The 12,617-nt window shown below is 73.0% G+C and carries 12 protein-coding genes; 2 read left to right on the top strand and 10 right to left on the bottom strand.

Going from position 1 to position 12,617, the window contains the following annotated elements; all coding sequences use genetic code 11:
* Positions 1-88 precede the first annotated feature (88 nt).
* Positions 89-400 carry an ArsR/SmtB family transcription factor gene (locus EMA17_RS54010; protein WP_126637141.1) on the bottom strand — a complete coding sequence of 104 codons (312 nt, stop codon included), beginning with the start codon at positions 398-400 and terminating at the stop codon, positions 89-91.
* Between the two features lie 250 nt (positions 401-650).
* Here EMA17_RS54010 and EMA17_RS13385 point away from each other — a divergent pair, with 250 nt between their 5' ends.
* Both EMA17_RS13385 and EMA17_RS13390 read left to right on the top strand, forming a co-directional pair.
* Positions 651-1,037 (top strand): SPW repeat protein, encoded by a 387-nt coding sequence (locus EMA17_RS13385; protein ID WP_174861351.1) that lies wholly within the window; start codon positions 651-653, stop codon positions 1,035-1,037.
* 188 nt (positions 1,038-1,225) lie between these two features.
* A complete protein-coding gene (locus tag EMA17_RS13390) occupies positions 1,226-1,672 on the top strand; it encodes a hypothetical protein (protein ID WP_126637142.1) in 447 nt (148 codons plus the stop codon).
* A 174-nt stretch (positions 1,673-1,846) separates the two neighbouring features.
* On the opposite strand, the gene EMA17_RS13395 is transcribed toward EMA17_RS13390, so the two are convergent.
* From EMA17_RS13395 to EMA17_RS55320, 9 genes are all read right to left on the bottom strand, one after another.
* The gene (locus EMA17_RS13395; protein WP_126637143.1) at positions 1,847-2,788 is read right to left on the bottom strand and encodes a D-2-hydroxyacid dehydrogenase family protein; all 942 of its coding nucleotides are present in this window, start codon (positions 2,786-2,788) and stop codon (positions 1,847-1,849) included.
* A gap of 88 nt (positions 2,789-2,876) precedes the next feature.
* Positions 2,877-3,725 carry an SAM-dependent methyltransferase gene (locus tag EMA17_RS13400; RefSeq protein WP_126637144.1) on the bottom strand — a complete coding sequence of 283 codons (849 nt, stop codon included), beginning with the start codon at positions 3,723-3,725 and terminating at the stop codon, positions 2,877-2,879.
* A 252-nt stretch (positions 3,726-3,977) separates the two neighbouring features.
* Positions 3,978-5,084, bottom strand: coding sequence for a barbiturase (bar, locus tag EMA17_RS13405; RefSeq protein WP_126637145.1), 1,107 nt, complete (start codon positions 5,082-5,084; stop codon positions 3,978-3,980).
* Between the two features lie 153 nt (positions 5,085-5,237).
* Positions 5,238-6,281, bottom strand: a complete 1,044-nt coding sequence (locus EMA17_RS13410) for a carbamate kinase (RefSeq protein ID WP_126637146.1) — start codon at positions 6,279-6,281, stop codon at positions 5,238-5,240.
* A 216-nt stretch (positions 6,282-6,497) separates the two neighbouring features.
* Complete coding sequence (locus EMA17_RS13415; RefSeq protein ID WP_443093113.1) at positions 6,498-8,048, bottom strand: carboxyl transferase domain-containing protein; 1,551 nt, start codon at positions 8,046-8,048, stop codon at positions 6,498-6,500.
* A gap of 26 nt (positions 8,049-8,074) precedes the next feature.
* Complete coding sequence (locus tag EMA17_RS13420) at positions 8,075-9,280, bottom strand: CaiB/BaiF CoA transferase family protein (RefSeq protein WP_218042782.1); 1,206 nt, start codon at positions 9,278-9,280, stop codon at positions 8,075-8,077.
* Positions 9,281-9,369: 89 nt separating this feature from the next.
* The gene (locus tag EMA17_RS13425) at positions 9,370-10,296 is read right to left on the bottom strand and encodes an SDR family oxidoreductase (protein WP_126637147.1); all 927 of its coding nucleotides are present in this window, start codon (positions 10,294-10,296) and stop codon (positions 9,370-9,372) included.
* Positions 10,297-10,528: 232 nt separating this feature from the next.
* A complete protein-coding gene (locus EMA17_RS13430; RefSeq protein ID WP_126637148.1) occupies positions 10,529-11,308 on the bottom strand; it encodes an LPXTG cell wall anchor domain-containing protein in 780 nt (259 codons plus the stop codon).
* Between the two features lie 369 nt (positions 11,309-11,677).
* Positions 11,678-12,617, bottom strand: a 940-nt coding sequence (locus EMA17_RS55320; protein WP_174861352.1) for a PucR family transcriptional regulator, incomplete at its 5' end; no start/stop codon positions are given.

A 12,617-nucleotide genomic window follows, 5' to 3' on the forward strand; every position in this document is an offset into this window, starting at 1 on the left:
ATCTCGGTGATACATATCGAGATATGTAGATGCGTTTGCTCGTGCGTACGCACGTGTGTGGGTGCGTGCGACGGGCGGGTCGTCCGGGTCAGAGCTCGGTGCGGACGTGTTCCGCGAACTCGGCGATCGTGCGTTCGTTGCGCCGGTAGTACGTCCACTTGCCGATCCGCTCGGATTCGAGCAGACCCGCGTCCTTGAGGGTCTGGAGATAGCCGGACACCACCGACTGGGCCAGGCCGGCGCGGGACTGGATGTCGCCGACGCAGACGCCGATGTGGAAGCCCAGGCCCTGCTGTCGGTAGGAGTCCTCGTCGAAGTACTCGGCGGGCTCCTTCAGCCACTGCATGAACCGGAGCCGGGCCGGGTTGGCGAGCGCCTTGTGTACGGCCAGGGGGTCCACTGCGGGCCGCCTTCCGGGGGGACGGGCGCCGAGAGGCGCGGGAAGGCATCCAGTTTTCTCGATATGTAGTGGCTGTGTCAATCGTGCCGAACGAAATGTCGGTAAATATTGAGGTTTGGACGGGTTAGCCGCAGGTGGGAGGGCTATCAACCAAGGGACTGCGATTCTCGGAAAGAGGGTGGTGCACGTGTCCACGTCGACATCGACATCGACAGCGCCATCGATTGAACAGCACCCCGACATAGTCAGCATGCGACTTCGTTCCGAACGCGCCACCACCGGCGCGGTGGCGCAGGCCGCGGAAGCGTTGGGCGTGCTGTGCGGTGTGTACCTGGCGGCCTCCCCCTGGATCGTCGGGTTCAACGGCTTCACGACTTTGACCACGAACAACCTGATCACCGGCGTGGCGCTTGCGCTGCTGATGATGGGCGCCTTCGGGTCCGCCTACGAGCGCACGCACGCGATGAGCTGGGCCGCGTTCGGCATCGGTGTGTGGACGATCGTCGCGCCCTGGGCCGTGAGTGGTTCCTTCGACACCACGCGGACCATCACCAGCAACGTCATCGTCGGTGCGGTGGCGTGCCTGATGGCGCTGGTTCTCGCGCTCAGGGGTGTCATCGGGATCCACCGCTTGTGAGTGATCCCGTCTGTGAGTGATCCGAGCCCGAGACCGGGCCGCCGGTGAGTCCCGCCGGCGCACGGTTCGCCCCGGCGATTGTCGCCCGGCGTGCCCCGCCGGCAGGTCCCACCCTCGGCTCAGGCTGGGAGGTGGATGTGGTGAGCGGACCTTCGCTTTCGGGCCGGGAACGGCGCACCCTCGCGCGCATGGAGGAATCCCTGGCGCACGACGAGCAGTTGGTGGAACTGCTGCGCGTGTTCGACGACCCGCCCTCCGTACCGGCCCCGCGCCGCCGTCGAGTCGGCATCGGCGTGCGCATCGGCATGCCGCATTGGCCGACGATCCTGAAGTGGACGGCGCTGTTGTTGTCCGGCACCTCGATCGGGCTGCTGATCGCCGCGATCCTCACGGGAGCGCCCGTGGTGGTCCTGGTGGCGGTGGCCGTGTCGATGCCGGCATTGCTCCTGATCGGCGCCTTCGCCTACCTGAGGTGGCGCGCGGACGGCCCGGCGGGCGCCCGTGCGGTACGTCGTGGCCGGCGCACCCGTACGCACGGTTGGCTGCGCGCACGCGGCGCCGATCGGGTCGACGGCGCGGGCGGTACGGACGGCACGGAGCGTCGCGGCAGCGACGACCGGCGCCGCGAACCGTGACCGATCCGGCGTCGACGCACGCGGCGGCGTGACCCGAGCGGGTTCGGCGCGCCCGGGCCGGTTCGGCGCGTCCTGCTCGGCGCGCGATCCGCGGCGTCGCGCGCCGGTCGGGCATCGCCCCGTCGCCTTCGGGGCGGACCGTCCGTCGGGATGTCGCCGGGCCCGGGGTGTTCGTCACTTCATGACGCGGATCGGGTCGCCGGTGAGGTAGGCGGCGATGTCCTCGACCGCGTCACGGTAGAAGGTCTCGTACAGCTCGCGCGTGACGTAGCCGATGTGCGGGGTGAGCACGACGTTGTCCAGCGTGCGCAACGGGTGGTCGGCCGGCAGCGGTTCGACGTCGTACACGTCCAGCGCCGCGGCGGCGATGGCTCCGCGGCGCAGGACGTCCAGGAGGGCGGACTCCTCGACGATGGGGCCGCGCGAGGTGTTGACCAGGATCGCGGTCGGCTTCATCCGGGCCAGTTGGGCGGCGCCGACCAGGCCCCGGGTGCGGGAGCCGAGGACGAGGTGGATGGACAGTACGTCGGACCGGGCGAACAACGTCTCCTCGGTCACCGCCGTCACGCCGTGCGCCGCGGCCCGCTCCGGGGTCAGGTGCGGGCTCCAGGCCACACACTCCATGCCGAACGCGTGGCCGATCCGGGCCACTTCGCTGCCGAGCCGGCCCAGGCCGAGCACGCCGAGCACCTTGCCGCGCAGTCCGACGCCGAGCCCGACCTGCCAGCCGCCGGCCCGCATCGAGCGCTCCTCGGCCGGCAGGTTGCGGGCGGCCGCCAGGATCAGCGCCCAGGTCAGCTCGGCGGTCGGATGGGCGACATAGCCCGTCCCGCACACCACCACACCACGCTCCCGCGCCGCCGCCACGTCGATCGCCGCGTTCACCGGCCCGGTACTCACCAGCAGCCGCAGCCCGGTCAACCGGGCCAACACCTCCGCCGGAAACCGGGTGCGCTCGCGCATCGCGACGATCACCTCGAACCCGGCGAGCGCGGCGACCACCGCGTCACCGTCGGCGAACGGCTCGGTGAACACGTGCGGCTCGGCGTCGAGCGAGCCCCAGTCGGCCAGCCCCAGTGCCACGCCCTGATAGTCGTCGATGATGGCGATCCTCATGACCCCCGAGGCTAGTACCGCGCCCACCCCCGACCATCCCCGACGCGCCCCGGCCGGGCGCCCCGCGTGGCCCGGGCGGGTCCGAGGGTCAGCCCGGGAGGCGGCCGATTCCGCCCACGGACAGGTGGCCCTCGGGGGTGAGCGGGCGGGTCGTCGGCTCGTCCGGGTGCCACAGGGGGAGGAGGACCACGCCGGGCTCCACGAGTTCGAGGCCGTCGAAGTAGCCCTCGATTTCCTTCAGGGGGCGGAAGCGGCCGCTGCCCAACTGGGTCAGGAAGATCTTTTCGAGCGCGCGGCCCTCCGGCGTGGAGTCGCAGAAGTGGGTGATGAAGATGTAGCTGCCCGGCGGGAGCGCGTCGCGGTAGGCGCGGACCACGCCCGCCGGGTCCTCGTCGTCGCCGAGATGGTGCAGGACGGCCACCAGGAGCAGGCCGACCGGGCGGGTGAGGTCGACGAGTTCGCGCAACTCCGGGCGGGCCAGCACGTCGGCCGGATCGCGCAGGTCGGCGGTCACCACGCGGGTGCGGTGATTGTCCGCGAGCAGCGCCCGCCCGTGTGCGAGCACGATCGGATCGTTGTCCACGTAGACGACGGCCGCGTCGGGGTTCACCTCCTGGGCGACCTCGTGCGTGTTCTGCACGGTCGGCAGGCCCGATCCCAGGTCGACGAACTGGTCGATGCCCTGGGCCGCGAGGTAGCGCACGCCCCGGGCCAGGATGTGCCGGTTGTGCCAGGCGCCCTCGTTGGACAGGTTCGCGAGCGCCTCGTCGGCGATCCTGCGGTCGACCGCGAAGTTGTTCTTGCCACCCAGAATGGCGTCGTAGACCCGCGCGACGCTGGGTACGGTGACGTCGATCCCGGTCGGCGCCCAGTCCTCGGGCGACTCCCCCTCCGGCAGGGCGTCGAAGCCCCACTCGTCCTGCTCCCGCTCGACCACGGCTGCTCCTCGTCGATGTCTCGCGCGCTCACCCATGGCGTCGTACGGGCGTACGGAGCCTATCCGAGTCCCTCCCTCAGCGACCGGCAACTTCCGTAACACGTGCGGGGATCGGCGCCGGCCGGGTGGGGCCGCGCGGCGCCGGGCGACCGGACCGGGTGGCGTCTGCGGAGGCATCCGCACACGCCGACGGCCACCGCCCGGAACGGGGAGCGGTGGCCGTCGGCGTGAGGTACCGGGAGCGCGGGTGCGTCAGTCCATCCGGACGATGGCCGCGACCGGACCGCCGCCCGAGGGGCCCTGGTGCACGGCGGCGACCGAGACGAACACGGCCGGGTCGCCGGTGACGGCCGCGGTCACGCCGCCGACGGTGGCCTTGATCTGCCGGTGCCAGTGCACGTCCGAGTCGTCCAGCATGATGTTGCGCCGGCCGCGCACGCTGCCGCTGGGGTCGGCCTCGCACTTGAGGAACACGTTGACCAGGCGGTCGCCGAGGTCGGAGGTGTGCGGACGCTCCGGCAGGTCGATCCCGGCCGAGCGGATCGCCGACCAGATGCCGTCCGCGTCGAGCGCGTCCTTCATCACGCCGTGACCGACCCGGAACGGGCCGCCGACGCCGCGCACGTTGCCGACCACCACGATCTGCGCGCAGTCGAGTTCCACGCCGGAGGAGCAGGACGCCACCGACGAGTACAGCGAGAGGTCGCGGTGGATCTGCTCGGCCGTCGGCAGGTCGATCTCGCCCAGCGCGACGGCGATGCCCAGCGCGGTGGTCGAGTTGGAGACGTCCATGGACTTGAGGGTGTCCTCGGTCCATACGTCGAACCCGCGCGACTTGGCGTCATTGATCGTGTCCAGGACCAGGAGCGGGGTCTTGGTCTGTACGTAGTGCACGTCGGCGGGGTCGGTGATGCCCGCGACGGCCATCGCCGCACGCACGCCGGCGGCGACCTTCTCCACCATCGGCACCCGGCCGATGTCCTCGGGCAGGATCGTCTCGCTCATCGCCACGCCGACCGAAACGCGCGGCTCGTCGGTGGGCTCGTACCGGTTCTCCGGCGCGTAGGCGAAGACGGTCGCGTGGGGGGAGATCACGCCGTCGGTGCCGCCGGACCAGACCAGCGGCACCTTGCCGGCCTCCTCGACCGAACGCTTGCCCTTGGCGACCAGCACCTCGCGGAAGGCGCGGTCGGCCAGGATGCGGGTGTAGTCGTTGACCCCGCCGTTGCCCTCGGTCTTGCCGATGACGGCGAGCACGTCGTCCGCGGCGAACACGCCGTCGTCGATCAGCTTGGCCAATCCGGACGCGTCGGTGACGCTCTCGATGGCGACCTTGTGAACCTCGATCGGCCTGGGCACTCGTTCCACCTCGTTCATTGGAGTTCGCTGAATTACCGATACTGACCGATATCGCGACCGTTGCGGTCGCTTCGGACGCTTTGGCTGCGCCGGACGCGTCGCCCGTCGCGCACACCCGCGCGGCACACGCCCACGCGTCGGGGGGTCGGGGCGCTACCCGGCGTCCGCCGCCACGGCCGGGGCCGCCGCCGCGATCGCTTCGACCGCCGCGACCGGGTTCGCCTCCACCACCGTGCCCGCCTCGCCGGCGACCGCGGCGGTGATCCGGTCCAGGGACGTGATCACCGAGCGTCGGCCGCCCGCCTCGACGAAGCGCACCGCCGCCTCGACCTTGGGTCCCATGCTGCCACCGGCGAACTGCCCGGCCGCGGCGTGCCCGCGCAGCTCTTCCGGGGTGACCCGGCCCAGCTCGCGCTGGTTCGCGGTGCCGTAGTCGAGCATCGCGTTGGGTACGTCGGTGGCGATCACCAGCACGTCCGCGTCGACCGACGCGGCGAGCAGGGCCGCGGTGAGGTCCTTGTCCAGGACCGCCTCCACGCCGCGCTCGGCGCCGTCCGCGTCGCGCACCACCGGGATGCCGCCGCCACCGGCCGCGACCGTGGTGAAGCCCGCCGCGACCAGGGTGCGGATGGCCGGCGCGTCGACCACCTCCAGCGGATTCGGCGAGGGGACCACCCGACGCCAGCCCTTGGCGCCCCGGTCCTCCCAGTGTTGGCCGAGCGCGACGAAGCGCTCCGCCTCGGCCTGCGGCAGATGCCGGCCGACCGGCTTGGTGGGGTGCTCGAACGCCGGGTCGGCGGGGTCCACGAGGGTCCGGGTGACCACGGCCGCCACCCGGGCCGGCTGCCCGCGGCGCCGCAGCGCGGCCTCCAGGGCGGAGACGACGGTGAAGCCGAGGGTGCCCTGCGTCTGCGCGCCGCACCAGTCCAGGGTCACCGGAGGCACGACGTGCGCGGTCAACTCGTTCTTGACCAGCAGGTTGCCCACCTGGGGGCCGTTGCCGTGGGTGAGCACGACGTCGACGCCGGAGACGATCAGGTCGGCCACCGCCTCCATCGCCACCGCGACGGCCGCCCGCTGGGCGTCGGGGGTGGCGCTCCCGTCCGGCCCCGTCATGGCGTTGCCGCCGAGGGCGATGAGCACTCTCCCGGTGCCGTTCGCGCTCCGGGTGCCGTTCGCGGTGCGGGGAGTTGTCATGTGTCGAACTCTCCTGTCCTGTCGTACGCGGGAGTCCCGATGCACCCGTCGCGGTTCGGCCCGTTGGGCCGTCGTCCGTCCGGGAATTGGGACTCTAGGTGGGGAACCGGGTCGATGGCTTGAGAGTCATTTGACTACAAACACCGATCGATCTGGCAGAAATTGCCGAGTGGCGCGCGCCCGGGTTCGGGGGTCCACGCCGGGCGCGCGCCGGTTTCAGCAGCCGAGGCGGGCGTACCGCTCCAGCCGCGCCGCGCGGCGTTCCTCGGTCGGTCGGCGCAGCAGGCCGACCAGTTCGTACTCCAGGACCTGCGCGAGCCGGGCCAGGAACGCCATCGGCTCGTCGGCCGCGTCGGGCCGCTCCGCGACGATCCGGTCCACCACGCCGTCGCGCAGCAGGTCGAGCGAGCGGATGCCCTGCGCCGCGGCGATCTCGGCGCCGCGGGTGGGCGTGCGGTAGCGCAGCGCCGAGGCGCCCTCGGGCGGGAGCGGGGACAACCAGCCGTGCTGGGCGCAGAGCACCCGGTCGGCGGGCAGCAGCGCGAGCGCTCCGCCGCCGGCGCCCTGGCCGAGCAGCAGGCACAGGGTCGGCGTCGGCAGGGTGACCAGTTCGGCCAGGCAGCGGGCGATCTCGCCGGCCAGTCCGCCCTCCTCGGCCTCCGGGCTGAGTGCCGCGCCGCCGGTGTCCACGACGCTGACCAGCGGCAGGTCGAGTTCGGCGGCCAGGCGCATGCCGCGGCGGGCCACCCGCAGGCCCGCCGGGCCGAACGGGCCGTGGCTGGACTGGCGGGCGCGGTCCTGGGCGAGCACGACGCAGGGCGCGCCGCCGAACCTGGCCAGCGCGAGCAGCAGGCCGGGGTCGCTCTCCCCCTGGCCGGTGCCGTGCAGGGGCACCACGGCGCTCGCCGCGTGCCGCAGCAGGGCGCGCGCGCCGGGGCGTTCGGGCCGACGGGAGAGTTCGACCGAGGTCCACGCGGGTACGTCCGCCAGGTCCTCGACGGGCAGCGGGGCCACGTCGGGCAGGTTCTCGCGCGGCGCGGTGACGATGTCCAGGACCCGGGCGGCCACGTCGCCGAGCCGGTCGGGCTCGACGACGGCGTCCACCAGGCCGTGCGCGTACAGGTTCTCCGCGACCTGGACACCCTCCGGGAACGGCCGGCCGTACAGCGCCTCGTAGACGCGCGGGCCGAGGAAGCCGATCAGCGCGCCCGGTTCGGCGGCGGTGACGTGGCCGAGCGAGCCCCAGGAGGCGAGTACGCCGCCGGTGGTCGGGCCGCGCAGGTAGACGAGGTAGGGCAGGCCGGCGCTCTTGTGCGCGGCGACGGCGGCGCTGATCCGGACCATCTGGAGGAAGGCGACCGTGCCCTCCTGCATCCGGGTGCCGCCGGAGGTCGGCGAGGCGACCAGGGGCAGGCCCTCGGCGGTGGCGCGTTCGATCGCGGCGACCAGGCGCGAGGACGAGGCGACCCCGATCGACCCGGCCAGGAAGCCGAATTCGCAGGCCACCACGGCCACCCGGCGGCCCCGGATCCGGCCCTCGCCGGTGACCACGGACTCGTCGACGCCGCTCTTGGCCTCGGCGGCGCGCAACTCGTCGCGGTAGCCGGGGTCCAGGCGTTCGGGGCGGTGCGGCGGGGCGTCCCAGCTCGTCCAGGAGTCGGGGTCCAGGACGAGGCGGATGAGGTCGTGCGCGCCGACACGGGGGCGGCGGTGCGGCGGGGCGGGTTCGGCCGTCACCGCTTTTGCCCCCACCGGTTCGGTCCCCACCGGTTCGGCTCCCACCGGTTCGGCCCTCACGCGCGCCGCGCGGCGTGCAGGGCGCGGGCGTCCTCGGCGTCGAGCCAGGCCTGCACGCTGTCCGTGTGCTGGCCGAGCGTCGGCGGGGCGTCGTGCCGCCGACGGCCGTCGTCGCTCGTACCGTCGACACCGTCGAGGCGGATCGGCGGGCCGGGCAGCGTGATCGGGCCGAGGGTGCTGTGCATGACGTCGAGCAGCAGGCCCTGCGACTTCGTCTGGTCCCAGTCGTAGACCCGGTCGATGGTGCGCACCTCGCCGGCCGGGATGCCGGCGGCGGCCAACTCGGGCAGCAGGTCGTCCACGTCGCGCGCGGCGAACGCGGCGTTGATCGCCTCCGCGAGCTCCGCCCGGTTGACCACGCGGTCGGCGTTCACCGCGAACCGGGCGTCGTCCACGGCCAGGCCGACCATCGGGGCGAACCTGGCCCACAACTTCTCGCTGCCCACCGCGACCTGGATGATCGCGTCCTTGCAGCGGTAGGAGCCGTACGGCTGGAGCGAGGGGTGCAGGTTGCCCTGCGCGCGCCCGACCTGGCCGGCCACGGTGTAGTTGGTGCCCTGGAAGGCGTGTACGCCGACGATCGCGGACAGCAGCGAGGTGCGCACGACCCGGCCCAGGCCGGTGCGCTCGCGCTCGTGCAGCGCGGCGACCACGCCGTAGGCGCCGTACATCCCGGCCAGCAGGTCGCCGATCGGTACGCCGATGCGGGTGGGGTCGTCGGGGCCGGGGCCGGTCAGACTCATCAGGCCCGCCTCGCCCTGGGCGATCTGGTCGTAGCCGGGCCGGCCGCCCTGCGGACCGTCGTGGCCGAAGCCGGTGATGGACAACACCACCAGGCGCGGGTTGAGCCGGGTCAGCTCCTCCATCGGGAAGCCGAGCCGGTCGAGCACGCCGGTGCGGAAGTTCTCCACGAGCACGTCGCTGTGCCGGATCAGCCGGGCGAGGGTGGCCCGGCCGTCCTCGGTCTTCAGGTCGAGGACTATCGACTCCTTGTTGCGGTTGCAGGAGAGGAAGTAGGTCGACTCGCGGGCGTCCTCGGCACCGACGAACGGCGGGCCCCAACCCCGGGTGTCGTCGCCGCCGTCGGGGTTCTCCACCTTGATCACCCGGGCGCCCATGTCGCCGAGCATCATCGCGGCGTGCGGGCCGGCGAGGGCGCGGGAGAGGTCGAGCACGACGAGATCGCAGAGCGGTCCGCTCACGTCGAACCCCCCTTTCTGCATGTGTGCGGCGGTGCGCAGTCCGGCGTCGAATGCGTCCAAGCTAGGCGGCTTCGGGGCGCTGCTCGCCGTCAGTTACTGCCCAAGGAATCGCGCTCGCTTGGCAATACTTGGTGTTGGAAGCCCGGTGCGTACTGGGCGTCGTCGGGGGCGAACACCCGTCGGGCGAAGTCCTCGAAGCGGGTCGGCGCCCGACCGAGCAGCATCGCCAGGGTGCGCGGATTGCCGGTCAGGCCGTGCCGGTCGTAGAACGCGAACATCGCGGTCAGCGTGTCCAGGGCGTAGCCGGACAGGCCGCCCGCGCGGGCGTTCTCGCACCACTCGCGCGGGTCGATCCGGCGTGCGGTGACGGGGCGATCCAGTACGGCGGCCAGGTGCGCGGCCATCAGTCGGGGCGTCAGCGCCTCCGGGCCGGCCAGTTCGTACACCGCGTTCTCGTGGCCGCTCTCGCACAACACGACGGCCGCGGCCTGGGCCACGTCACGCAGGTCGACGGCGGCGAACGGGGCGTCCACCCGGTACGGCACCACGTAGTCGCCGATCCGCACGATCGCGTCGCGGGCGTCCAGGATGTTCTGCTGGTACGGCCCGGGCTGCAGCACGGTCACCGCGAGGCCCGACTCGAACAGGGCCTCCTCGACCCGCGCCTTGGCCTCGTGATGCGGCATCGCCCGCAACTGGGGCCGCAACACGGAATGGAACACGAACCGGTCCACCCCGGCCCGCCCGGCGGCGGCGATCACGGCGCGCCCGATGGCCGGTTCGTCCGGGTGCACGTTCGGCGCGATGTGATAGATCGCCTCGCACCCGGCAAGCGCCTCGGCGAGGTCGGCCGGCTCGGTGACGTCGCCCACCACCGCCTCGCTCGCCCCGGCCGCGACCGCCACCGCGACCTGCTCGGGCCGCCGGACCAACGCCCGCACCCGCACCCCACGCTCGGCCAACGCCCAGGTCAACGCCCGCCCGGTCTTCCCCGCGGCCCCGGTAATCACGATCATGCACCCACGCTAGGCAGCGGGGGCACGGGGTTCACGGTGCGCCCTCGCCAACGCGGACCCGGTGAATCGGGCAGAAAGTGCCGAAGCCGGTCCCGAAACGTCCCCGGATCCGGCCGACCGCTCGCGACCACACCCGGAACGCGAGGTGTCCCGCCGGGCCTCGGCTCGGCGGGACACCCCCCTTGCCGCGGGTCGGCTCACACGAGGGTGCGGACCCGGGGCGCGCTTCGGGTCAGGAGGCGCGGTTGCCGCGGCGCTTGCGGAGGATCATGCCGCCGCCGACGAGGGCCGCGGCGGTGGCGAGGAGGCCGCCCACCGCCACGCCGCCGGTGCTGGCGAGCGAGCCGCCGCCACCGCCGCCGGTGGTCGCGGGCGGGGTGGCGGTCGCGGTCGCCGAGGTGGCGGGCGACGAGGACGCGGACGTCGACGGGGTGCCGGTCGGCGGGGCCGTGGTCGGCGTCCCACTGGTGGGCGGTGCCGTCGTCGGGGGTTGGGTGGTGGGCGGTGCCGTGGTCGGCGGGGCGGTCGTGGGCGGCTGGGTGGTGGGCGGAGTGGTGGTCGGCGGGGTCGTCGGCGGCTTCGTGGGCGTCGACTTCGCCGGGCAGGTGTGGGACAGGTTGAACCAGTCCACGCCGCCGCCCTTGACCTGGGCGACCGCCGACGTGAGCTTGGCGCCCGCCGGCGACGCCACGTACGCGTGCTTGTCGCTGGGCGGGCCGAAGGCGGTGACGACCTGCTGGCCACCGGGCGCGAACGTCACGGTCAGCTTGACGAAGGCCGTGCTGTTCCCGGGCAGTACGAAGTGCCAGCCGTCCTGGTCGGTCGGAATCCAGGCCGGGCATCCGCCCTCGTGCGAGACCCCGGGGTCCGTGGCGGACACGGGCGTCTTCTGGTGCAGGTTCACGGTGTACGTGTTGCCGGAGGCGAGCGCGGGCGCCGCGCCGACCGCCACGGCCAGTGACGGTATGGCCAAAACGGCCGCCCAGCGGGCGAGCGTGGAGGACGAAGACATGGTGATACCTCTTGGGCAGGAGTGAATCGCATCCCGGAGGATCACTCGCGTCACCCGAAACGAGAATCGCCGCCGAGACGGTTCGCCGCACTCGCCCGAAGACCGCTTCGTCCCCCCCAGGACCGAAAAAGACCCTCGATGAGGGCAGCCGAGATTCCCACTCCGGCGAGTTCCCCGTCAAGATCGAACTGTCCACAATGGCGGCTGATTTCCGCTTTTGCCACCGGGCTGGGATACAACAATTTCCGCCATCACGACACAGTCGGGATGGTCGGCCCAAGTCGGGATGAACTCATGGTGATCAAGGGGTCGCGGGCCGTCGACGGGGGCGGGGACGGTGGCCGGAAATGGACTTCTCCCGGGGCGACGCTAGGTCGGGTTCGGGCCTCGGGTGGTGAGGAGGTCGCGGGCGGTGAGGGCGGCGCGTAGGGGGCCCTGGCGGTCGGGGGCGTCGGGGCTCACGTGGAGCAGGGATTCGATCAGGGCGAGGCGCTGGTGGACCGATTGCCGGCGGAGGAACAGGACGCCGGCCGTCTCGGTCTTGGAGCAGCCGCAGCGCAGGTACGCCTCGAGGGTGTCCACCAGGCCGGTGCCGCGGGTGGCGTCGGCGGCCAGGAGCGGGCCGAGTTGGTCCTCGACCAGGTCGGCCAGTTCCTCCGGGGGCAGCCCCTCCAGGAGGCGTTCCAGGGCCCAGTCGTCGGCCAGCACGGTTTCGGCGACGCCGGTGGGCCGGATCGGGTACACCCGGCGGGCCAGGCGCAGGGTGTCGCGCGCGGCGCGCAGGCTGTGTCCGACCCGGGCCACGTCCCGCACGAGCGGGCCGAGGGCGGCGGTCGGCTCGTGGCCGGCGGCAGTGGGCAGGCCGAGGCGGGCGGCGAGCTCGGCGATGTGGGTGGGGCGGTCCAGGGCGATCAGGGCGTACGCGCCTCCCGGCCCGTCGCTGACCAGGCCGCGGCCGCCGCACGCGCGCAGTCCCTCGTACAGGGTGGTCACCGCCTGGACCGGGTCGGGCCGACTCAGCGCGATGGCCGCCCACGCGGCGGTCCCGGCCGGGACGAGGCCGCACACCGTCAGCCGAGCGGCCACCTCGCGCGGGGGCAACGCGTCGCCGAGCAGCCCCTCGACGAGCTCCCGCCGCTCTCGGCCCACCCAGCCACCACGGTCGGCGAGCCGCAACAGCGCCGGCGCGAACACCTGCGCCGCGTGCTCGGCCACCTCCCGCGCGATCGCCGCTCCCGCGGTCGACCAGGGGCCTTCGGCGGAGGCGGCACGCGGCGTGCGGGCGCTGCGCGCGGCCCTGGCCGCGGCG

It is taken from the genome of Embleya hyalina (genome assembly GCF_003967355.1).
Taxonomy (GTDB): Bacteria; Actinomycetota; Actinomycetes; order Streptomycetales; family Streptomycetaceae; genus Embleya; species Embleya hyalina.

Excerpts from the sequence above, each read along its gene's own strand:
- EMA17_RS13385 (WP_174861351.1), top strand. The coding sequence starts at position 651 with ATGCGACTTCGTTCCGAACGCGCCACCACCGGCGCGGTGGCGCAGGCC.
- EMA17_RS13395 (WP_126637143.1), bottom strand. The coding sequence starts at position 2,788 with ATGAGGATCGCCATCATCGACGACTATCAGGGCGTGGCACTGGGGCTG.
- EMA17_RS13425 (WP_126637147.1), bottom strand. The coding sequence starts at position 10,296 with ATGATCGTGATTACCGGGGCCGCGGGGAAGACCGGGCGGGCGTTGACC.
- EMA17_RS13410 (WP_126637146.1), bottom strand. The coding sequence starts at position 6,281 with ATGACAACTCCCCGCACCGCGAACGGCACCCGGAGCGCGAACGGCACC.
- EMA17_RS13430 (WP_126637148.1), bottom strand. The coding sequence starts at position 11,308 with ATGTCTTCGTCCTCCACGCTCGCCCGCTGGGCGGCCGTTTTGGCCATA.
- EMA17_RS13390 (WP_126637142.1), top strand. The coding sequence starts at position 1,226 with ATGGAGGAATCCCTGGCGCACGACGAGCAGTTGGTGGAACTGCTGCGC.